Source organism: Sinomonas terrae (assembly GCF_022539255.1).
Lineage (GTDB): Bacteria > Actinomycetota > Actinomycetes > Actinomycetales > Micrococcaceae > Sinomonas > Sinomonas terrae.
Genome location: NZ_JAKZBV010000001.1, coordinates 2,739,029 through 2,759,558, shown reverse-complemented (window position 1 = coordinate 2,759,558; position 20,530 = coordinate 2,739,029). Strand labels below are relative to the sequence as shown.

The window sequence follows — 20,530 nt, the reverse complement described above, 5'->3', positions numbered from 1 at the left end:
TCATGTCTGGAGGCCGCCCCACGGAGGAGCCTCGTCGGCAAGCCTTCTCGATGACTCCAGCATCGCGGCGTGCACGAACGCCTGGGGGAAGTTGCCCCGCAATTGGCGCTGCTCGACGTCGTACTCTTCAGTGAACAGACCGGGAGAGCCGCACGCGGCGCGGTTCCGCTCGAACCAGCGCGCCGCCTCGAGGGGCTGGTCGCTCTGGTGCAGGGCCATCGCAAGGTCGAAGCCGCACAGGAGGAACGCGCCCTCCGACTGGTCGAGCGGCCGCTCGTCCTGGCTGAAGCGGTAGAGGTAGCCCTTGCGTGCGAGATCCTCGCGGATTGCGGCAAGGGTGGCGACCGAGCGCGGATCCTCGGGCGCCACGGCGCCCCGAAGGACCGGCCGCAGGAGTGCGGCGTCGACCCTCGGATCGTCGGGGGCGCGCTGCCATCGCCCGCTCGGGTGGAGGCACTCCTTGGTCACGTCGGCGATGAGCTCATCGGCCTGCGCGGACCAGAGCGAACCCTGCCTCGCAGGCGCCTGCCGCCCTATCGCCCGAAGGCCTGCCGCGCAGATGAGCCGCGAATGGGCCCAGCGCTTGTCCTCGAGCTCCCACATCCCGGCATCAGGGTCGGTGTGCCGCTGGGCGATGGCGTCGGCGGCGACCTCGGCGGCCTTCCATTGGTCGAGATCCAGGCGGTCGTTCTCTGCCGCCGCCGCGAACAGCAGGAGCGCTTCGCCGAACGCGTCGAGTTGGAACTGCCCGTTGACCCAGTTGCCGGCCTTCCCGGACCCGCCCGGGTAGCCCGGCAGTCCGACGTCGTGCTCATCAGGGACCCGCCCACCCCCGACGGTGTAGGCGGGGCGCATCTGGGGACCGTCTTCCAACAGGCGTGCGGCGACGAAGCGGACCGCGTCGTCGAGGAGCGGGAATTCCTTGCAGGAAGCGACCGCGACCCCAGTGAAGCATTGGTCGCGGATCCACGCGTAGCGGTAGTCGTAGTTGCGCTTCTGCTCGGCCCGCTCGGGGAGTCCCATCGTCGCGGCCGCGACCATGGACCCGCCAGCCCACGTCATGCCGCGCAGCACGGCGTACGACTGCCGCGCGTCGTCGGGCGCGATCGTGTTCTCGAACTGCGGCACCTCCTGATGCCACCCGTGCTCCGTGGCGCTCCACGTTTCGTCCGGACTGACCGGCTGGGCGGGCAGTTCCTCGTCCGAGACCTCGAGCACGATGTCGTGGTGCCGGCCCTCCGGCAGCCGGACCAGGAACCTGATCTCGCCGCCGGCGGCCTTCGCTTCGACGGCGCCGGAGAGCCGGATCCGGAGGGGACCGCTGCGCGCCGTCCAGACCCCGTCCTCCTCGCGCATGCGGTTCATCGGATGGTGGCCGTATTCGGCGCGCACGTCGAGGCGGACCTCGACCTCGGCGGGACCTTGGGCGGCCCTGATCCGGCGAAGCAGGATTGCCCGATGGGGCTCCCCGGGATAGGCGAGGGCTTCACGGCACTCGATGATTCCGGTGCTCGTGATCCAACGGCTGACCCAGATGAGGGTCCCGTCCTCATACTGACCACCCCACACGAAGCGGCGGTCAGTCGGCGTGACCGCGAAGCAGCCCCGGCCGCCCAGAAGCGAGGAGAAGATCGCCCCATCGTGCCACTTGGGGACGCACATCCAGGAGATGTCCCCGCGCGGTCCGAGAAGGGCGGCGCGGGCTCCATCGGCGAGCATCGCGTACTCGCGCAGAACGTGCGGTGGGAACTCCTCGCCGTCGGCAGCCATGCCGCCACAGTAAGGAGTCGATTGCGTTAGCGCAACCACGTTTGGAAGCCTCCCTTGCGGGTACGCAATCATTGCGAGCCTGATGCCTGACGAGGGAGAAGTGTGCGATGGATGCTGGAGGAACCACGGAGACGCCGCAAGCCGGGTTGCCGCCGTCGGGGCGGCAGTTCACGATCTCGTACGAGCGCCAGACGGCACTGATCACCGAAGTCGGCGCGGCACTCCGCCGCTACCATGTTGACGGCAGGGACCTCCTGGACGGCTACGCGCAGGGCGAGATGTGCACTGGCGCCCGCGGTCAATCTCTCATCCCCTGGCCGAACCGCATACGAGACGGTCGTTACACCTGGAAGGGGCAGGAGGAGCAGCTTGACCTGAGCGAGCCTGAGAAAGGCGGAGCCATCCACGGCCTGACCCGCTGGGCGAATTGGGAGGTCGAGCGCAGCTCGGAGAGCAGCATCGCCTTCGTCCACACTCAGCATGCCTGCCAAGGGTGGCCGTGGGTCCTCGAGTGCCATCTCGAGTACTCGTTGGACGAGACCGGCTTGACCGTGCGGACCACGGCCGTGAACCGCAGCAGCACACCCTGCCCCTATGGAACGGGCGCCCACCCGTACCTGACCGTCGGCACCCCGCACATCGATCCCGCCCAGGCCCGCGTCCCGGGCTCCGTCTACCTGCCCGTCGACGAACAGGGCATCCCGACCGGACACCGGCCCGTGGAAGGGACCCCGTACGACCTGCGCGAGATGCAGGCCCTCGGCGACCGGCAGATCGACGTCACCTACACGGAGCTCGAACGGGACGACGACGGGCGTGCGCGGGTTCATCTCGCCCATCCCGACGGCTCCCCGGGAGTCGCGCTGTGGTCCGACGAGGCCTACCCCTACTTCGAGATCTTCACCGGGGACACCCTCCCACAGGAGGACCGGCGTCGTACCGGCCTAGGCGTCGAACCCATGACCTGCGCGCCAAATGCCTTCAATTCAGGCGAGGGTCTCGTCACGCTCGCCCCGGGGGAGTCGCACACCGGTACTTGGGGTATTGAGCCTGTAGCTCGCGGGGGACGCTCAGCATAGATAGGTTCGCCTTTTCGCCAACGTTAGAAGCCGAAGGAGAAATCCCGATGGGAACAGCACGTCGCGTTGTCGTCGTCACCGGAGCCAGCGGAGGGATCGGCCGTGCCTCGGCGGTGGCCTTCGGCAGAGAGGGCGACGCCGTAGCCCTGCTCGCGCGCGGAGAGGCGGGACTCGCCGGCGCGGCCGCAGAAGTCGAGGCGGCAGGAGGCCAGGCGCTGGTCATTCCGGTCGACGTCGCCGACGCGCAGGCGGTCGACGACGCCGCGGAGCGCGTCGAGCGCGAGCTCGGCCCCATCGATGTGTGGGTGAATGTCGCCTTCACCTCGGTCTTCTCCCGCTTCGACGAGATCAAGCCGGAGGAGTACAAGCGCGTCACCGAGGTCAGCTATCTGGGCTTCGTCTACGGGACCATGTCAGCACTCAAGCGGATGCGGCCCCGGAACCGCGGCACGATCGTCCAGGTCGGTTCGGCCCTCGCCTACCGCGGCATCCCGCTCCAGACTGCCTACTGCGGCGCGAAGCACGCCATCCAAGGCTTCAACGAGGCCCTTCGAACCGAGCTCCTGCACGAGAGGAGCGGCATCAAGAACACGATGGTGCAGATGCCTGCCGTGAATACCCCCCAGTTCTCCTGGGTACTTTCGCGCCTGCCTCATCAGGCGCAGCCCGTGCCGCCCATCTATCAGCCAGAGGTCGCGGCGCGCGGCGTCGTCTACGCTGCCGCGCACCCCGAACGACGCGAGTACTGGGTCGGCGGAAGCACGGCGGCGACTCTCATTGCCAACGCCATCGTGCCCGGACTGCTTGACAGGTATCTGGCGAAGACCGGCTTCAAGTCCCAGCAGACCCCGGATCCCCACGACCCGGATCAGCCGGCGAACCTGTGGGAGCCCGCGGACGCGAATCGCGACTACGGCGCCCACGGGATCTTCGACAACAAGTCCTCGTCACGGAGCTACCAGCTCAAGGCCTCGCATCACCACGGACTCGTCGCCGCCGTTTCAGGCGCACTCCTGGCCGGGCTCGCCACGACTGTGGGCACGGTGTGGCGGAAGGCCTCCCGATGAGGCCCCTCGAGGTCTTCCGTGCCGCCTACGGGGCCACCGAGCTGTTCGCTCCGGGAGCGCTCGAGCGCCTACTGGTCGGAACGGTCGCGGACGAGCGCGCCCGGACGACGATTCGGATCCTCGGGGCGCGGCACGTGCTCCAAGCAATCGTCACAGCGCGCGCGGGCCGTACGGGGCGATGTCTCGGGGGCGGAGCCGATGCCCTGCATGCTCTCTCGATGGCGGCTCTGGCCGCATTCGATCCGAAGCGTCGCCGCGCGGCCGCTCTCAATGCTGCGATTGCTCTCGCGTTTGCCGCAGGGGAGTTCCGGTGACCCTGACCGCTGGGGAACCCCGCCCTGTTGGAGGCAATCAGCTCCCGAGGCCCAAGGTGAATCGCCCGTCGTCCGTGCCCTGCCCACCGCCGGCATCTGCGAAGGCAGACATGGCGGATGCGAGGGCTTCCCGCGAGTCCGCTGGGACGCGCTCGAGCACGTCGGCGATGGCCCGTCGGCGGTGCTCGATCATCGTCTCCACGAGGTCCCGGCCCTTGGCTGTGAGATCCAACTGCAGGAAGCGCCGGTCGGAGGGGTCTTCCCGTCGGCTCAGGAGCCCCGCGACGACGAGCCGCTCGCAGGTGCGCGTCGCGTTCGAGGCGTGCACGCCCAGCTCCCGTGCCACGGCACCGAGGTTCTGCGGCCCTTGGAAGGCGATGAGCACGAGGACGCGGAGTTGCGGAGTGGTCACCACGTCCTCGATCTCGACGACCGAGGTCGCGGCCACGCGCAGCAGCACATCGGCTGCCCTCAGGACGGCGTCCACCTGCTCTCGCTCCCCCCGGAATCCAATGTTCTCCACGAGCCAAGTATCCCCTTGTCTTTTGCGTCTCCGCAAAGCTTGCGGCGACACACAAGTTCCGACCGCCGTTTTTGACGCAGGACCCCGTGTCTTACCTACAGGAAAAGGAGAGTGACCCCATGCCAACCCAGACAGTCGCCGACTACCTTCTGAGCCGCCTGCGCGAATGGGGCATCGACAACGTCTTCGCCTTCCCGGGCGACGGCATCAACGGCATCCTCGCCTCGTTCGGCAAGTCCGACAACAATCCCAAGTTCATCCAGGCCCGGCACGAGGAGATGGCGGCTTTCGAAGCTGTCGGCTACGCGAAGTTCACGGGCCGGGTCGGGGTGTGCATGGCGACCTCCGGGCCGGGCGCGATCCATCTGCTCAACGGCCTCTACGACGCGAAGCTCGACCATGTCCCCGTGGTGGCCATCGTCGGCCAGACCGCACGGAGCGCGATGGGCGGGGCGTATCAGCAGGAAGTGGACCTGCTCACCCTGTTCAAGGACGTCGCCTCGGACTACATCCAGATGGTGACTGTTCCCGAACAGCTCCCGAACGTCCTCGACCGCGCGATCCGGATCGCCGTCGGGAAGCGGGCACCCACCGCCATCGTCATCCCCAGCGACGTCCAGGAGCTCGAATACACCCCGCCGACCCATGCCTTCAAGATGGTGCCGTCGAGCATGGACATCCGTTGGCCTGAGATCCAGCCCGACGACGACGCGATCCGCGGCGCCGCGGAGCTTCTCAACTCGGGCTCGAAGGTGGCAATGCTCATCGGCCAGGGGGCGCGCGGCGCGGCTGCCGAGGTGCGCGAGGTCGCAGATCTTCTCGGGGCGGGGGTGGCCAAGGCGCTCTTGGGCAAGGATTCCCTGCCGGATGATCTGCCGTACGTGACCGGCTCGATCGGCCTGCTCGGCACCCGGCCGAGCTACGAGATGATGCGGGACTGCGACACCCTCCTCACGGTCGGCTCGAGCTTCCCCTACACCCAGTTCATGCCGAAGGAAGGGCAGGCCAGAGGTGTGCAGATCGACATCGATCCAGGCATGATCGGCCTGCGCTACCCCTACGAGTTCAACATCGTCTCGGACGCTGCCTCCGCGCTCAGGGCGCTGATCCCGCACCTGCGCCGGAAGGAGGACCGCTCGTGGCGGGACGACATCGAATCGAAGGTCTCCCGTTGGTGGGAGACGATGCGGGCCCAGGCGATGGTCGAGGCCGATCCCGTGAACCCGATGCGGCTCTTCTCGGAGCTTTCCGATCAGCTTCCCATGAACGCCATCGTGACCGCCGATTCCGGCTCCTCGGCGAACTGGTACGCCCGGCAGCTGAAGTTCCGGGGTGACGTCCGCGGCTCGCTCTCCGGAAACCTCGCGACCATGGGGCCCGGCGTTCCGTACGCGATCGGAGCCAAGTTCGGCCATCCGGACCGCCCGGTCATCGCTTTCGCAGGCGACGGCGCGATCCAGATGAACGGGCTCAACGAGCTCATCACGATCAAGCGGTACTGGCGGGAGTGGGCCGACCCACGGCTCATCGTCGCCATCCTGCACAACGACGATCTCAATCAGGTCACATGGGAGATGCGCGCCATGGGCGGAGCCCCAGCCTTCCGCGAATCCCAGGACCTGCCCGACGTCGACTACGCGGCCATGGCCTCGGTCCTCGGCCTCGGCAGCATCTCAGTCACGGCCCCAGACCAGCTGGCCTCCGCATGGGAGAAGGCTCTCTCTGCCGACCGCCCCACCGTCCTGGACGTCCGTACGGATCCGGACATCCCTCCCATCCCGCCCCACGCGACGTTCGAGCAGGCGCTCAACAGCGCCAAGGCGATGCTCAAGGGGGATGACAGCGTCTGGGGCGTCATCCGCGAAGGCGTCAAGACCAAGGCGCAGGAATTCATTCCTCATCAGGGAAACGACCACTAAGGAGATATCCATGAAGACACTGGCCGTAACCCCCGGCGTGAAGGATTCGCTGGAACTGCTGGAGATGGACGAACCCACGGAATCCGATGGAAGCGTCCTGGTTGAAGCTCTCGACGTCGGGCTCTGCGGGACAGACATAGAGATCATCACTGCCCAATACGGTGAGGCGCCCGAGGGCAGCAAGCACCTCGTCATAGGGCACGAGAACCTCGGCCGGGTGATCTCTGCGCCGAAGGATTGCGGCCTGTCGGAGGGGGATCTCGTGGTGGGCATCGTCCGGCGTCCTGACCCTGTCCCCTGTGCCGCCTGTGCGGCGGGGGAGTGGGACATGTGCCGGAACGGCCAGTACACCGAACACGGCATCAAGGGTCGGCACGGCTTCGCCCGCGAGCGCTACCGGGCCGACCCCGACGCCCTCGTCCGGCTCGACCCGGCACTCACTGGTGTCGGCGTCCTGCTCGAGCCCACAACGATCGTCGCCAAGGCTTGGGAGCACATCGAGGGCATCGGCAAGCGCGCCTTCTTCGATCCGAAGGTCGTGGTCGTCACGGGTGCTGGGCCTGTCGGGTTGCTCGCGGCACTGCTCGGTGTCCAGCGCGGGCTTGAGGTCCACGTCTACGACCGGGTCGAGGATGGGCCGAAGCCGGACCTCGTGCGGAGCCTCGGCGCCACGTATCACACTGACACTCTCACCGAGTCCGGGGTCCAGGCTGACATCGTCCTCGAATGCACGGGCGTACCATCTGTGGTCATGGAGGCCATCACGAAACACGGTCTCGACGCGATCACCTGCCTCACCGGGGTTTCCTCGACGGGCAAGGAGCTTCAGGTCGATGTCGGCGGGGTGAACCGCGAAGCAGTCCTCGGCAATGACGTGGTCTTCGGGAGCGTCAACGCCAACCGGGGCCACTACGAGGCTGCCGCCGAGGCGCTGAAGAAGGCGGACAAGGAATGGCTCGGGCGCCTGATCACACGCCGGGTCCCGCTGGAGCAGTACCGGCAGGCCTTCGAGCGCCAACCCACCGACGTGAAGGTCGTGCTCGAGATCAAGGCGGGCTGAGATGAGCAGGATCGAAGACTACGCGATCATCGGTGACCTCCACACAGCCGCCCTCGTGGGCACCGATGGTTCGATCGATTGGCTCTGCCTGCCGAACTTCGATTCGCCGGCCTGCTTCGCTAACCTGCTCGACGGGCCGAAAGCGGGACGATGGCTGCTCGCCCCGGAGGGCGGGGGCGAGTGCACCCAACGGCAGTACCGGGAGGACACCCTCGTCCTGGAGACCGAGTGGGAGCTTGACGGCGGCGCCGTCCGCGTCATCGACTTCATGCCCCCACGCGACGAGGTCGCGGACGTCGTCAGGATCGTCGAGGGGCTCAGCGGCGAAGTGAAGATGCGCGGAGAGCTCGTCATGCGCTTCGATTACGGTCACATCGTCCCGTGGGTACGGCGGAATCACACGGGGGTTCACGCCGTCGCTGGCCCGGACGCCCTCTACCTCGACACCAGCACGAGAGTCCACGGCGAGCATATGAGCACCGTGAGCGAGTTCACCGTCAAGGCTGGGGAACGAGTGCCCTTCGTCCTCACCTGGGCACCCAGCCATCTGCCGCGCCCCCGCTCCGTCGACCCGGAAGAGGCGCTCGAGGGCACTACCTCCTACTGGACGGAGTGGTCGTCCAAGAGCAAGGCTTCGGGACCCCACCGTGACGCTGTCCAGCGCTCGCTCATCACGTTGAAGGCCCTCACCTACATGCCCACCGGGGGAATCGTGGCGGCTGCCACCACGTCGCTTCCCGAACAGATCGGGGGCCCGCGCAACTGGGACTACCGGTACTGCTGGCTCCGCGATGCGACATGGACGCTCCAGTCGCTCATCGCCGGCGGGTACACCGACGAGGCAGCGGCGTGGCGTGACTGGCTGCTGAGGGCGGTTGCCGGGGATCCAGCGGACCTGCAGATCATGTACTCCCTCCATGGCGCGCGGCGGCTGCCCGAGACCGAGCTGGGCTGGTTGAAGGGATTCGAGGGCTCAGCCCCGGTGCGCATCGGCAACGCCGCAGCAGGGCAGTTCCAGCTCGACGTATGGGGCGAGGTCCTCGACGGCCTCGCCCTCACCCGCAACTCCCTTCTCGGGCAGCCCGACGAGTCGTGGGATCTGCAGACGGCGATCATGGAGCATCTCGAGAAGATCTGGGACCAGCCGGACAACGGCCTGTGGGAGATGCGAGGGCCGCGTCGCCACTTCACCCACTCGAAGGTCATGGCCTGGGTCGCGGCAGACCGGATGGTCAAGGCGGTCCGCGACTCCGGCCTCCCGGGGCCAGCCGACCGATGGGAGGACCTACGTGATCGGATCCACGACGAAGTCATGGAGAAGGCGTTCGACAGCGAACGCAACACGTTCGTCCAGTCGTACGGGAGCAAGGAACTGGACGCGAGCCTGCTCCTCATCCCGCGCGTCGGGTTCCTCCCGCGCCGTCATCCGCGGGTCCTCGGCACGATCGATGCGATCCAGCGCGAGCTGACCCAAGACGGCTTCGTCCTCCGCTACAAGCCAGAGGCGAGCGATGACGGGCTCCCGGGCCGCGAGGGCATCTTCGTCGCCTGCTCGTTCTGGCTTGTCGAGGCCTTGCTGGGGGCGGGCCGCGGGCCCGAAGCCGAGGAACTCTTCCACCGACTCCTCGGGCTCCGCAACGACGTCGGTCTTCTGAGCGAGGAATGGGACCCGCAGGCCGCGCGCCAGCTCGGAAACACACCCCAGGCCTTCAGCCACTTCGCGCTCATCACGACCGCCACCCAGCTGCACGCTGGGCTGAGGCACCATAGCAACAGCCCTATCCACCATCAGGGGCAGAGCTGAGCAGATTCAGTCGAGGTGGCGTTCGTCGGGGCCGTTGTAGGCGCTGAGAGGGCGGATCAGGGAGTTGTTCTCGAGCTGTTCCATGATGTGGGCCGTCCATCCGACGATCCGGCTGGCGACGAACAGCGGCGTGAAGGTGGGGATGTCGAAGCCGATGAGGTGGTAGGCGGGGCCGGTGGGGTAGTCGAGGTTGGGCTTGATGCCCTTGGCCTCGTCCATGGACTGTTCGAGTCCGTCGTAGAGGCCGAGGATCTCGGGGCGGCCGTAGTAGGTGATGAGGTCGTCGAGGGCCGCCTTCATGGTGGGGACGCGGGAATCGCCGTGCTTGTAGACGCGGTGCCCGAAGCCCATGACCTTCTTCTTGGCCGCGAGGGCGTTGTCCATCCAGGCCTTGGCGCGGGCCTTGGCGTCCTCGTGGGACTCGTCGGGGTTGATGCCGATCTCCTCGAACGTCTCCATGACGGCCTCGTTGGCCCCGCCGTGGAGCGGTCCCTTGAGCGCGCCGATCGCGGCGGTGACGGCCGAGTGCAGGTCGGCCAGAGTCGAGGTGACGACTCTTGCTGTGAAGGTGGAGGCGTTGAAGGAGTGCTCGGCGTAGAGGATCATCGAGACCTCGAAGGCCCTGACCACCTCTGGGGCAGCCTCGACGCCGAAGGTCATCCACAGGAAGTTCGCCGAGTAGCCCAAATCCTCGCGCGGCTCGACCAGCTCTTCGCCGCGCCTACGGCGCTGGTCGTAGGCGACGACGGCGGGCATCGCCGCGAACAGGGCCAGGGCCTTTGCGAGGTTCGCCTCCCGTGAGGAGTCCGCGGCCTTCGGGTCGCGGGCGCCGAGGACCGAGGCGGCGGTGCGGCAGACGTCCATGGGGTGGCACGTCGTCGGCAGCTCGTCGATGACGCGCTTGACGACGGGGTCCAACGCGCGGCCGGCACGCTCCTGCCGCTCGAACGCGAGCAGCTGGTCGTGGCTGGGGAGCTCGCCGTTCCAGATGAGCCAGGCGACCTCCTCCATCGTGCAGCGGGCTGCGAGCTCCTGGACGGGGTAGCCGTGGTAGAGGAGGGAGTTCGTATCGGGGTTCACCTTGGAGATGGCCGTGAAGTCGACCACCACCCCGGCGAGGCCCTTCTTGATCTCGTCAGTGTTTGATTGCTGCGTCATGGCAGGGCTCCTTCGTTGGTGCTGCCCCAGGGCTTCAGTATCGGCCGGGAACCTGAAAGTTGAACACACTCGTATCGAAGCGGTTATACGCCTCGTAGTCGACTAGCTCATAGAGGCGGGAACGAGTCAGCATCTCCTCGACCTGGGCCTCCTGAGTGCCGTGCGCAGCAATTGCTTCCAGCGTACGTTCTGCAGCGCCCATGGCAATCCTCAAAAGAGTCACAGGGTAGATGACGAGGTTGATGCCGACGGCTTCGAGTTCGGCGGCGGTGAAGAGGCGACTCTTGCCGAATTCGGTCATATTGGCCAGGACGGGGACGTCGACGGCGTCGCGGATCGCCTTGAACTCCTCGAGGGTCCCCATCGCCTCGGGGAAGATCGCGTCGGCACCGGCGTCGACAAGGGCCCGGGCGCGGTCGGCCGCGGCTTCGAGCCCACCCGTGCCGGGCTCGGTGGCGCGGATGTCGGTGCGGGCCATGATGAGGAAGTTGGGGTCGCGGCGGGCGTCGGCGGCGGCCCGGATGCGCTTGAGCGCCGTGTCGAGGTCGACGACGGCCTTGCCGTCGAGGTGCCCGCAGCGCTTGGGGTTGATCTGGTCTTCGATGTGGCACCCGGCCAGGCCTGCGTTCTCGAGCTCCTGGACGGTGCGGGCCACGTTCATGGGCTCGCCGAAGCCGGTGTCGGCATCGACGATGGCGGGCAGGTCGGTCATGCGGGCGATTTGTCCGGCCCTCGTGGCGACCTCGGTCAGGGTGGTCAGGCCGATGTCGGGCAGGCCGAGGTCGTTGGCGAGCACGGCGCCGGAGATGTAGACCCCGGGGAAGCCCTTCTCCTGGATCAGGCGGGCGGAGAGCGGGTTGAACGCGCCGGGGAACTGCTGGAGCCGCCCGGAGGCCAGACCCTGCCGGAGGGCGAGGCGCTTCTGCTCGGGGGTGGTCTTGGAATACAGCATCTTAGAACCGTCCTTAGAAGAGGCCGCGGGGCCCGGCGGCGAGGTCGATGACCCCGTCTTTGGCCAGGATGTTCAGCGCATCGAGCTCCCCGGGCCCGAGCTCGGGCAGGCGCTGGACGGTGTCCAGGAACCTGTCGATCTCCTCGGGGGCGATCGTGTCGGCGGCGAGGGTGCGGAATTTGGCGATGTACTGCTCGCGGCCGAAGGGGCGGGCGCCGAGCGGGTGGGCGTCGGCGACCGCGATCTGGTCCTCGATCACCGTCCCGTCGGTGAGGGTGATGGTGACGGAGCCGCCGAACGCCTTCTCGCTGATGTCCAGGGAGTGGTAGCGGCGGGTCCACTCGGGGTCCTCCTCGGTGGTGACCTTGCGCCAGAGTTCCACGGTGTCCGGGCGGCCGGCCCGCTCCGGAGCGTAGGAGTCCACGTGGTGCCACGCCCCGTCCTGGAGGGCCACGGCGAAGATGTACGGAATCGAGTGGTCCAGGGTCTCCCTGGAGGCTGTGGGGTCGTACTTCTGCGGGTCGTTCGCCCCGGAGCCGATCACGTAGTGGGTGTGGTGGCTGGTCCGGATCAGGATGCTCTTGACGTGGGCCGGATCGATCGCCTCGGGGTGCTCGCGGTGGAGCTTGCGTGCCAGGTCGATCCAGGCCTGGGCCTGGTACTCGGCCGAGTGCTCCTTGGTGTACGTGTCCAGGATGGCGCGCTTGGCCTCCCCTGGTGCGGGGAGGGGGACCTCGTACGCGGCGTCCGGGCCGTCGAGAAGCCAGGCGATGACCCCGTCCTCGCCCTCGTAGATCGGCACGGGGGAGGTCTGCCCGCGCATCGCCCGGTCCACGGCCTCGACGGCCATCTTCCCGGCGAAGGCGGGGGCGTGGGCCTTCCACGTGGAGATCTCGCCCTTGCGCGACTGCCGGGTCGCGGTCGTGGTGTGCAGGGCCTGCCCGATTGCCTGGAAGATGGTCTCCACGTCGAGGCCCAGCAGGGTCCCGATCCCGGCCGCGGCCGAGGGACCCAGATGGGCGACGTGGTCAATCTTGTGCTTGTGCAGGCTGATGGCCTTGGCCAGGTCGACCTGGACCTCGTACCCGGTCGCGATGCCCCGGATCAGGTCGTGCCCCGTGGAGCCGACGTGCTGGCCCACGGCCAGGATCGGCGGGATGTTGTCGCCCGGGTGGGAGTACTCCGCGGCCAGGAACGTGTCGTGGTAGTCCAGCTCCCGCACGGCGACCCCGTTGGCCCACGCCGCCCACTCGGGGGAGACGCGTTTGCCGATCCCGTACAGGAGTGCGCCGCGGCCCCCGGTCGAGGGCGCGTGGGCGAGGGCCTGGGCGCGGGCGGCGACAATGGGTCCGCGGTTGAGGGAAGCGATCGCGACCGACGCGTTGTCGATGATCCTGTTGATCACCATCTCGGCGACCTTGGGGGCGACCTCGACCGGGTCGGCGGCGACCTCGGCGATCCTGTGCGCCAGCTGCCCCTCCCGGGGCAGGTTCTCCTCGCTCCGGTACACGCGGACGTGGTGCAGCTCAACCATGGGCGGCCTCTTTCGGATAGTTCCTTCGGATGTGGGTCAGGCTGTTGCTCAGGTGAACGGCGGTGGCGGCAGAGGCCAGGGGAGCGTTCCGGTCGGCGATAGCGCCGGCGATCGTCGCGTGCTCGACGGCGGCCTGCCGCAGCCTCGCGGCGTCGTCCTTCGCCAATCGGCGCACCCGGGCGAGGTGCACTCGAAGGCCTCCGAGAGCCTGGGACAGGTACGAGTTGGCGATCGCCTCGTCGATGGCCGCATCCAAGTCGGCGGCAAGCGCGTAGTACGCCTGCCGCTGCGGATCGTCGTCCGTCAGAAGCGTCGGCGCCTGCGCGAAGCGTCCCCGCAGATCGGCGAAGCCCGCGGGCTCCCCGCGCTGGGCGGCCAGCGCCGCGGCCTTGCACTCCAAGGCCTCCCGCAGCTCGAACAGCTCCCCAAGCTGGTGGAGCGAGAGTTCGCTGACGACGACGCCGCGACCCCGCTGGGCGGTAGCCAGCCCGTCCGCCGTGAGCCTGGCGAGGGCCTCGCGCAGGGGAGTCCGGGAAACGCCCAGCCGCGCCGACTGCTCCACCTCGGCCAACAGAGCCCCGGGCGCAAGACGCCACTCCACGATGTCGTCGCGGAGCGTCGCATACGCGCGGTCGCTGGCCTTCACGATGTATACATTCCCACGGGGACTCCTCGTCTGCAAGCGCAGGACATCGCAGATGCCCCATATTGTGTATACAGAAAGCTTTGCTGCGACAGGGGTTACCCACCGGTAATGTATTCCCATGCACCTCCTCCTCCGGACCCTCATGCTGCTGGTCACGTCCCGTCGTCGTGCGCCCCTCAGCCTCTGGGGAACGTCGAGCATGCCTCTTCGGGTCCTCCCCACCGACATCGACATCGCCATGCATGTCAACAACGGTATGTACTTCTCCCTCATGGACCTCGGCCGATTCGACCTCATGGTGCGGTCGGGAGCCTGGGCGAAGATGCGAGCCAAGGGCTGGAGTCCGGTCGTCAACCTAGAGACAATCACCTTCCGCAAGTCCCTGACCCTCTGGCAGGCCTACACGATCGAAACCCGCGTCATCGGGGTAGACGAGCGGGCCTTCTATTTTGAGCAGCGCATGGTGGCCGGCGGTGAGGTTTACGCGCGGGCCTACATCGCCACGCGCCTCGTCCACGCTGGCCAGCCGGTGACCAACGAGGAGATCTTCGCCGAGGTCGGTCATCCGCCCGTGGACCTCGTTCTGCCTGAGTTCCTTCACCGCTGGCGCGAGGAGAATGCCCTCCCCAGCACGCGACGTCCTGCACCCCACGCGTGGTAGATGCCGGCTGGCAGGCGCGGGGGCATAGCGTGGATCCATGGTGTTCACGACGCGGCCCGAGCTCGCCGGCACATTCGGCATGGTCTCGGCAACCCACTGGATCGGTGCGCAGGCGGCCATGGCGATGCTCGAGCGAGGCGGCAACGCTGTCGACGCCGCCGTCGCCGGGGGCCTCGCGCTCCAGGCGGCGGAGCCCCAGCAGAACGGGCCGGGTGGGGATCTGACCCTCATCTTCGCCAAGCCGGGCTCCCAGCCCCGCGTCCTCTGCGCTCAGGGGCCAGCACCGGAAAGAGCCAGTGTCGCCGCCTTCCGGAAGCTCGGCCTCGACCAGGTGCCCGGAACGGGCCTGCTCGCCGCGGCGATCCCGGGTGCGACTCTGGGGTGGCTCACGCTCCTTGCAGACCATGGAACGCTCAAGTTCGCCGAGGTTGTCGAGGCGGCACTGAGGGTCGCCGAGCACGGGGTGCCCGTCACGGCGCGGCTGGCTGCTGTGCTGGAGCGGATGGCACCGCACTTCGTCCGTCACTGGCCAAGCTCCGGAGCGCTATATGCGCCCGGGGGGCAGCCGCATCCGGTCGGAAGCCTCCTGAAGAACCCCGCCCTCGCCGCGACGTGGCGCGGCCTCATCGAAGCTGAGGCGAGTGCCTCTGCGAGGGGCGCCGGACGACGAGAGGCGCTGGCCGCCGTCGTCCGTGAATGGACTGAAGGGTTCGTCGGGGCGGCAATTGATGCCTTCTGCCGTACGCCGCACCGGGATTCGAGCGGCACAGACCATTCGGGCCTGCTCACCTCAAGGGACCTCGCCGCGTGGCGGCCCCATTACGAGGACACCGTGTCCGTCGATTTCCGCGGGTGGACCGTCCACAAGTGCGGATTCTGGAGTCAAGGGCCGGCATTCCTCCAGCAGCTCAGGATCCTCGATGCTGTTCCGGGATTTGGGGAAGGCCGTCTCGCCCCGGGAAGCGCGGGCTTCACCCACGCCGTCCTCGAGGCGACCAAGCTCGCGCTCGCCGACCGCGACGCCTGGTACGGGGACTCGCCGGATGTTCCGGCCGAGGAGCTGCTCTCGCCGAGCTACGGCGCGGAACGGGCGCGTCTGATCGGGGAAACGGCATCGCTTGAGGTCAGGCCGGGCTCGCCGGGCGGTCGCGCCCCGCGACTTCCTGATCTGACCGTCCGCGGAGAGTTCGAGGCTGCAGGTGTGAACGGGCTGGGCGAGCCGAACGCGGTTCGGGCGCTGCTCGAGGCCAATGCGCTTCCGGACGCCGAGGGGAGGGCGCGGACCGACACCGTCCATCTCGACGTCGTCGACCGCTGGGGAATGATGGTGTCGGCGACGCCGAGCGGCGGCTGGCTCTCCAGCTCTCCCGTCATCCCGGAGCTCGGCTTCCCCCTCGGCACCCGGCTCCAGATGGCGTGGCTCGAGGAGGGTCTGCCGAACACCCTGGCACCAGGCCGCCGTCCTCGCACCACGCTCTCTCCTTCCCTCGCCACGCGAGGGGGAGAGGCCGTGCTCGCGTTCGGTTCGCCGGGAGGGGACCAGCAGGATCAATGGCAACCGCACTTCTTCTTCGACATTGCGCTAACGGGCGCGGGACTGCAGGAAGCCATCGAAGCGCCAGCCTTCCACTCGGTCCACCTGCCATCGAGCTTCTATCCGCATGAGGCCCAACCGGGCGTCGCGCTCGCCGAAGGCAGGATCGGGCAGGAGGTCATCGACGGGCTTCGGGCCCGCGGCCATCGTGTCGGCGTCACAGGGAACTGGCAGATCGGGCGCCTGTGCGCAGTCTCCAGAGATCCCGAAACTGGCCTGCTTCGGGCGGGCGCCAACCCCCGTGGCATGACCGGCTACGCCGTGGGGCGGTAGTTCCCTCAGGGGAGGGTTTCTCCAGTGCGCTCATCGCGCATGGCTCGCAGGCTGCGCGGGCTTGGCGACGGGCGTCGCGGTTCCCGGACCCCCGCCGAACCACCTCGGGCCAGCCACAGGGTGACCCTCGATCCGGGTGGTACCTTCGCTCCCGACTCTGGGCTCTGATCTGTCACGACGGCGCTCAGCCATTCCTGCGCCACAAGGGGTGCACCATCCGGGTCCGAGGGCATCGGGACGAGGCGCTTGTCCAGGAGGGCTTCCCTCGCCTGCGCGAAGGAGAGGCCGACGACGTCCGGTACCGCCACGGTGGAGCGCCTCCGGGTCTCGTTGATCAGTTCCGCGGCCGCTGCTGCCTGCAGCTCCTCCACGAAAGCTGGGTCCATGGGCTGCGCTTCTTCTTGCTGCGCCGGTTGGCCCGCGGGCGTCTGGGTGGAAGCTTCGAGTGTGGGGGCTGCATCGTCGAGGTCGCGCCAGCGTTCCCAGGCAGACTGGCGGGTCACGCCGAGTCGAGCGGCGATTTCGGCCCACGAGGAACCGCGCCGCCGCGAGGTGCGGACGGCTGCGAGCTCCGCTTGGTCGAGGAGGTTCCGCATGCGTCCCACGTCGCTCAAGGCGTCGAGTGCGCCAGATCCATCCGGCGTCGAGCCGGGTGCGTCACCGAACCAGCGGCGAAGGCGTTCCCACGCCTTCCGTCCTTCGCGCCAGTGTTCTGACGTCGTTGCCATGGTGTCAGGATAGCCTGACACTCGGGCTGCGTCGATAGAGCCCTAAGTGGTCGCGCCTCAGTGTCCTCTGCCCGCGCTAGTGTCTCGGAACCAGATCGTTTGCTTGTCGATTTCAGCACCCACACCGGACCACTGACTGGGGGATGTCATGGCACCGCGCCGCCCTTTCTGCTGTTCTCTTCTCCTCATCTGCTTGTTGCTATTGACAGGATGCGGGACCTCGGCTGACGCAGATCCAGCGTCAGCATCCACGGCTGCTTCGGCCAGTGCCGACGCTTCGGCCCCGCCCCCCACGCCCGACCCGCGGCCCACGCCCGCGAGTTCACGCGGGCCGGCCCGCAACGTGCCTCCGCCGGCGCTTCCGGAGGCCGCGAAGCAGAACACGGCGGAGGGCTTCGAGGCATTCACGCAGTATTGGCTAGATAGCGTGACCTATGCATTCGGAAGCGGGGACATCGAACCGCTAAAACTCGCGTCGTCGTCTTCGTGTCAAGTCTGCGGCCGATTTATAGATCAGGTCCGCCAATTGCATGACGAGGGCGGGTGGGCAGCGGGTCCCTCTTGGACCGTCCGGAGCTTTACTACCGACATGACTCGCGATCCAAGCCGCCAGTTCCTCGGTCGCTACCTCGGAATCGAATCAACTTCGGTGGATTACAGCTCGGACGGGTCTATTAGGCGCTCCTTTCCCGGCGACCCATCCGGCATGTCAGCGGCCATGAGATTCTCCCCATTGGCGGCCAGATAGTTCCCCGCTGACGGCCAGTTCTTTCTCCCCGTCCACGGCCAGTTGTTCTCCCCGGGTGCGGGATTCCTTCCGCCGGTCGTGGTGATGATCGCGGATGAAGAGCAACGAGGAGATCATGGAGATTCTTGAGGCGTATGACCTCACCGGCAGCTACCGTGCCGCAGCGGAGCTCGCGGGGTGTGACCATCACACGGTGGCCAGGTATGTGAAGCTGCGGGCTGCCGGAGGGCCGGATCGCGAGAAGGGGCAGCGGGCCAGGCCGATCGACGGGTTCCTGCCGAAGATCGAAGAACTCGTCGAGCGCTCGGGAGGCCGGGTCCGGGCGGATGTGGTCCATGAGCGGCTGGTCGCGATGGGGTTCACCGGCGCGGAGAGGACCACGAGGCGCACGGTCGCGGAGGCCAAGGCGCAGTTCGCGGCGGGGCGGCGGCGCGTGTTCCGCCCCTGGATCGTCGAGCCTGGGCTGTGGCTGCAGTGGGACTACGGATGGGGGCCGAGGATCGGGGGCCGGGCGACGCTGCTGTGGTGCGCGTGGCTGGCGTGGTCGCGGTTCCGCGTCGTGATCCCGATCTGGGACAAGAGCCTGCCGACGGTCGTGGCGTGCATGGATGCCACGCTGCGCAGGATGGGCGGGGTCCCGGCGTTCGCGCTGACCGACAACGAGCGCACCGTGACCGCCGACCACATCGCCAGGGTCGCGGTGCGCAACCCGCAGATCGTGGAGATGGGCCGCCACTACGGGATGACCGTGCGCACCTGCGTTCCCGCCGACCCGCAGTCCAAGGGCGGCTCGGAGTCCACGGTGCGGATCTCGAAGGCGGACCTGGTGCCGACGGCGGCGAACCTGCTCGAGGAGTACCGCACCTTCGGGCAGTTGGAGAAGGCGTGCCACGATTTCTGCGACGAGGTCAACGCCCGCCCGCACCGGGAGACACGGCAGGCGCCGGCGGCGATGCTCGCTGCGGAGCGGGAGCGGCTGCATCTGCTTCCGAAGGCGCCGTTCACGGTGGTGTTCGGGACCACCCGCCGGGTGAACTGGGACGCGACCGTGTCGATGAACGGGGTCCGGTACTCGGTCCCGCACGAGCTGGCCAACACCAGGGTCTGGGTGCGCGAGGCGGGCGAGGAGGTCATCGTCACCTCCGTGGCCGAGCGCGGGGAGGCCCGCGAGGTGGCCCGGCATGCGACCGGGCGTCCCGGGACCCCAGTCCTGGACGACGCGCACTACCCGCCCCGGGCGGATGAGGCCGCGGACCGCCAGCCCAGGGCGACCACCCCGGAGGAGGCAGCGTTCCTGATGCTCGGCGCGGGTGCCAAGGCGTGGCTGGTCGAGGCCGCCGCCGCGGGAGCCAGGCGGATCCGGGCGAAGATGGCCGAGGCCGTCGCGTTCGCCAAGCTCTACGGCACCGACCAGGTCGACCGGGCCCTGGGCACGGCCGCGACGACGGGCAGGTTCGCCGACAGGGACCTGGTCTCGATCCTGGGCTACCAGGCCGGGCTCGCCCACGTGGAGCCCTCCCGGGCCTCCGAGGCCCATTCCCTCCAGCCGGGCACGGGCGGCTGGGGCCGCCTCGATGGCTCAGAGCCCGCCGCCGCCGACATGACGGGCGAGGAGGAGGGCCGGTGACGATCACAACGATGCAGACCGTGGTCGCCCGCGCCCACGGCGACCCGCTGGCCGAGGCCCTGGAGCTGACCCGCCGGCTGAAGCTGCCCCACATGCGCAAGGCGCTCACGGACCTGATCCCCACCGCGAAGGCCCAGCGCTGGGACCCAGCCGAGCTCGTGCGGGTCCTGCTCGCGGAGGAAGTCGCCGGCCGCGACCGCGCCAACCTGATCACCCGCCGCAAATCCGCCGGCTTCCCGGCAGGGAAGACCTTCGGCGACTGGGACGAGGAGCTCTCCCCGATCCCGCGCCCGACCCAGGAAGCACTCAAGTCCCTCGAATGGGTCCGCCGGCGGGAGAATCTCGCGATCTACGGGCCGTCGGGGACTGGGAAGTCGCACTTCTGCGAGGCGCTCGGCCACGCGGCAGTCGAGGCCGGCATGATCGTGTCCTGGTTCGGGATCGAGGATCTCGGCGCCCTGGTGCGCAAGCACCGCGCCGACGACTCCATCGCCCGGGCCCTGACCAGGGTCGTGCGCAGCGATCTGATCATCGTGGACGACATAGGCCTGCTCCCGGTCTCCCCAGACGCCGCCGAGGGGTTCTACCGCCTCGTGGACGCCGCCTACGAGCGCCGGGCGATGGCGGTCAGCTCGAACCTCGCCCCGGCCGGATTCGACGAGATCATGCCCAAGACCATCGCGACCGCGACGGTGGACAGGTTCATGCACCACGCCCACCGGGTCGAGACCAAGGGCGAGTCCTACCGCCTCGCCCAAGCCGCCTCCGGCAAGGGGGTGACGCCCTTCCGCTGACCCGACAGACAGTCCAAACCCGAACCGGGGAATCAACTGGCCATACGTGGGGAGGAAAGATGGCCGCCACCGGGGAGAACAACTGGCCGTCCACGGGGAAAACCAACTGGCCGTTGACACCGGCACCTATCAGGAGATATATGCGAGCTACGAAGCCGGTCGATGGCTAGTTCTAGAGACCGGTAACCTCTAATGCCTTGGAGATTCGGCGCATCCCTCATTGTCCTCAGCGTGGTCATCACCGGCGTTCCTTCGGATACCCCCTATTCCGACACAGGA

18 protein-coding genes are annotated in these 20,530 nt (G+C 68.1%); 11 read left to right on the top strand and 7 right to left on the bottom strand.

Annotated features, from left to right (window positions below):
* On the bottom strand, positions 1 to 1,770 hold the full coding sequence (locus L0M17_RS12745; RefSeq protein ID WP_241054359.1) for a glycoside hydrolase family 15 protein: 1,770 nt from the start codon (positions 1,768 to 1,770) through the stop codon (positions 1 to 3).
* A 107-nt stretch (positions 1,771 to 1,877) separates the two neighbouring features.
* On the opposite strand from L0M17_RS12745, the gene L0M17_RS12740 reads away from it, so the two are divergent.
* The 3 genes from L0M17_RS12740 to L0M17_RS12730 are packed head-to-tail and all read left to right on the top strand — an operon-like array spanning position 1,878 to position 4,230.
* Positions 1,878 to 2,849 (top strand): aldose 1-epimerase family protein, encoded by a 972-nt coding sequence (locus tag L0M17_RS12740; protein ID WP_241054358.1) that lies wholly within the window; start codon positions 1,878 to 1,880, stop codon positions 2,847 to 2,849.
* A 47-nt stretch (positions 2,850 to 2,896) separates the two neighbouring features.
* The gene (locus L0M17_RS12735; RefSeq protein ID WP_241054356.1) at positions 2,897 to 3,916 is read left to right on the top strand and encodes an SDR family oxidoreductase; all 1,020 of its coding nucleotides are present in this window, start codon (positions 2,897 to 2,899) and stop codon (positions 3,914 to 3,916) included.
* On the top strand, positions 3,913 to 4,230 hold the full coding sequence (locus L0M17_RS12730) for a hypothetical protein (protein ID WP_241054355.1): 318 nt from the start codon (positions 3,913 to 3,915) through the stop codon (positions 4,228 to 4,230). Before L0M17_RS12735 ends, L0M17_RS12730 begins: the two co-directional genes overlap by 4 nt.
* Positions 4,231 to 4,267: 37 nt before the next feature.
* Here L0M17_RS12730 and L0M17_RS12725 read toward each other — a convergent pair whose 3' ends face one another.
* Positions 4,268 to 4,753 carry a MarR family winged helix-turn-helix transcriptional regulator gene (locus tag L0M17_RS12725; protein ID WP_241054354.1) on the bottom strand — a complete coding sequence of 162 codons (486 nt, stop codon included), beginning with the start codon at positions 4,751 to 4,753 and terminating at the stop codon, positions 4,268 to 4,270.
* A gap of 119 nt (positions 4,754 to 4,872) precedes the next feature.
* On the opposite strand from L0M17_RS12725, the gene L0M17_RS12720 reads away from it, so the two are divergent.
* From L0M17_RS12720 to L0M17_RS12710, 3 genes are read left to right on the top strand one after another with little or no spacing between them, the layout of a single operon-like run.
* Positions 4,873 to 6,672: a thiamine pyrophosphate-requiring protein gene (locus tag L0M17_RS12720; RefSeq protein ID WP_241054353.1), complete on the top strand. Its 1,800-nt coding sequence runs from the start codon at positions 4,873 to 4,875 to the stop codon at positions 6,670 to 6,672.
* 10 nt (positions 6,673 to 6,682) lie between these two features.
* Entirely contained in the window at positions 6,683 to 7,732 is a 1,050-nt protein-coding gene (locus L0M17_RS12715) for a glucose 1-dehydrogenase (RefSeq protein ID WP_241054352.1), read from the top strand.
* 1 nt (position 7,733) lies between these two features.
* Positions 7,734 to 9,536, top strand: a complete 1,803-nt coding sequence (locus L0M17_RS12710; RefSeq protein WP_241054351.1) for a glycoside hydrolase family 15 protein — start codon at positions 7,734 to 7,736, stop codon at positions 9,534 to 9,536.
* A 6-nt stretch (positions 9,537 to 9,542) separates the two neighbouring features.
* Here L0M17_RS12710 and L0M17_RS12705 read toward each other — a convergent pair whose 3' ends face one another.
* Genes L0M17_RS12705 through L0M17_RS12690 form a run of 4 tightly spaced genes read right to left on the bottom strand, consistent with a single transcriptional unit; the run spans position 9,543 to position 13,826 of the window.
* Positions 9,543 to 10,694 carry a bifunctional 2-methylcitrate synthase/citrate synthase gene (locus L0M17_RS12705; RefSeq protein ID WP_241054350.1) on the bottom strand — a complete coding sequence of 384 codons (1,152 nt, stop codon included), beginning with the start codon at positions 10,692 to 10,694 and terminating at the stop codon, positions 9,543 to 9,545.
* Between the two features lie 34 nt (positions 10,695 to 10,728).
* Positions 10,729 to 11,646 (bottom strand): methylisocitrate lyase, encoded by a 918-nt coding sequence (prpB, locus tag L0M17_RS12700; protein WP_241054349.1) that lies wholly within the window; start codon positions 11,644 to 11,646, stop codon positions 10,729 to 10,731.
* A 13-nt stretch (positions 11,647 to 11,659) separates the two neighbouring features.
* The gene (locus tag L0M17_RS12695; RefSeq protein WP_241054348.1) at positions 11,660 to 13,180 is read right to left on the bottom strand and encodes an MmgE/PrpD family protein; all 1,521 of its coding nucleotides are present in this window, start codon (positions 13,178 to 13,180) and stop codon (positions 11,660 to 11,662) included.
* Complete coding sequence (locus tag L0M17_RS12690; protein ID WP_241054347.1) at positions 13,173 to 13,826, bottom strand: GntR family transcriptional regulator; 654 nt, start codon at positions 13,824 to 13,826, stop codon at positions 13,173 to 13,175. The genes L0M17_RS12695 and L0M17_RS12690 overlap by 8 nt, the downstream gene beginning before the upstream one ends.
* Positions 13,827 to 13,944: 118 nt before the next feature.
* On the opposite strand from L0M17_RS12690, the gene L0M17_RS12685 reads away from it, so the two are divergent.
* A complete protein-coding gene (locus L0M17_RS12685) occupies positions 13,945 to 14,487 on the top strand; it encodes an acyl-CoA thioesterase (protein WP_241054346.1) in 543 nt (180 codons plus the stop codon).
* A 37-nt stretch (positions 14,488 to 14,524) separates the two neighbouring features.
* The gene (locus L0M17_RS12680) at positions 14,525 to 16,354 is read left to right on the top strand and encodes a gamma-glutamyltransferase family protein (protein WP_241054345.1); all 1,830 of its coding nucleotides are present in this window, start codon (positions 14,525 to 14,527) and stop codon (positions 16,352 to 16,354) included.
* A gap of 5 nt (positions 16,355 to 16,359) precedes the next feature.
* Here L0M17_RS12680 and L0M17_RS12675 read toward each other — a convergent pair whose 3' ends face one another.
* Positions 16,360 to 17,082: a PASTA domain-containing protein gene (locus L0M17_RS12675; RefSeq protein WP_241054344.1), complete on the bottom strand. Its 723-nt coding sequence runs from the start codon at positions 17,080 to 17,082 to the stop codon at positions 16,360 to 16,362.
* Between the two features lie 148 nt (positions 17,083 to 17,230).
* Between L0M17_RS12675 and L0M17_RS22935 the strand changes: the two genes are divergently transcribed.
* The 3 genes from L0M17_RS22935 (at position 17,231) to istB (ending at position 20,251) form a co-directional block, all read left to right on the top strand.
* Entirely contained in the window at positions 17,231 to 17,830 is a 600-nt protein-coding gene (locus L0M17_RS22935) for a DUF6318 family protein (RefSeq protein ID WP_372498017.1), read from the top strand.
* Positions 17,831 to 17,924: 94 nt separating this feature from the next.
* Positions 17,925 to 19,457, top strand: a complete 1,533-nt coding sequence (istA, locus tag L0M17_RS12670; RefSeq protein ID WP_290427274.1) for an IS21 family transposase — start codon at positions 17,925 to 17,927, stop codon at positions 19,455 to 19,457.
* A complete protein-coding gene (gene istB, locus L0M17_RS12665; protein WP_308196793.1) occupies positions 19,454 to 20,251 on the top strand; it encodes an IS21-like element helper ATPase IstB in 798 nt (265 codons plus the stop codon). The genes istA and istB overlap by 4 nt, the downstream gene beginning before the upstream one ends.
* The last annotated feature ends 279 nt before the right edge of the window (positions 20,252 to 20,530 follow it).

Bases quoted from the DNA above. Each gene is read 5' to 3' on its own strand.
- L0M17_RS22935 (WP_372498017.1), top strand. From the start codon at position 17,231: ATGGCACCGCGCCGCCCTTTCTGCTGTTCTCTTCTCCTCATCTGCTTG.
- L0M17_RS12710 (WP_241054351.1), top strand. From the start codon at position 7,734: ATGAGCAGGATCGAAGACTACGCGATCATCGGTGACCTCCACACAGCC.
- L0M17_RS12680 (WP_241054345.1), top strand. From the start codon at position 14,525: ATGGTGTTCACGACGCGGCCCGAGCTCGCCGGCACATTCGGCATGGTC.
- prpB (WP_241054349.1), bottom strand. From the start codon at position 11,646: ATGCTGTATTCCAAGACCACCCCCGAGCAGAAGCGCCTCGCCCTCCGG.
- L0M17_RS12720 (WP_241054353.1), top strand. From the start codon at position 4,873: ATGCCAACCCAGACAGTCGCCGACTACCTTCTGAGCCGCCTGCGCGAA.
- L0M17_RS12675 (WP_241054344.1), bottom strand. From the start codon at position 17,082: ATGGCAACGACGTCAGAACACTGGCGCGAAGGACGGAAGGCGTGGGAA.
- L0M17_RS12685 (WP_241054346.1), top strand. From the start codon at position 13,945: ATGCACCTCCTCCTCCGGACCCTCATGCTGCTGGTCACGTCCCGTCGT.
- L0M17_RS12740 (WP_241054358.1), top strand. From the start codon at position 1,878: ATGGATGCTGGAGGAACCACGGAGACGCCGCAAGCCGGGTTGCCGCCG.
- L0M17_RS12715 (WP_241054352.1), top strand. From the start codon at position 6,683: ATGAAGACACTGGCCGTAACCCCCGGCGTGAAGGATTCGCTGGAACTG.
- L0M17_RS12730 (WP_241054355.1), top strand. From the start codon at position 3,913: ATGAGGCCCCTCGAGGTCTTCCGTGCCGCCTACGGGGCCACCGAGCTG.
- L0M17_RS12735 (WP_241054356.1), top strand. From the start codon at position 2,897: ATGGGAACAGCACGTCGCGTTGTCGTCGTCACCGGAGCCAGCGGAGGG.
- istA (WP_290427274.1), top strand. From the start codon at position 17,925: ATGAAGAGCAACGAGGAGATCATGGAGATTCTTGAGGCGTATGACCTC.
- L0M17_RS12705 (WP_241054350.1), bottom strand. From the start codon at position 10,694: ATGACGCAGCAATCAAACACTGACGAGATCAAGAAGGGCCTCGCCGGG.
- L0M17_RS12745 (WP_241054359.1), bottom strand. From the start codon at position 1,770: ATGGCTGCCGACGGCGAGGAGTTCCCACCGCACGTTCTGCGCGAGTAC.
- L0M17_RS12695 (WP_241054348.1), bottom strand. From the start codon at position 13,180: ATGGTTGAGCTGCACCACGTCCGCGTGTACCGGAGCGAGGAGAACCTG.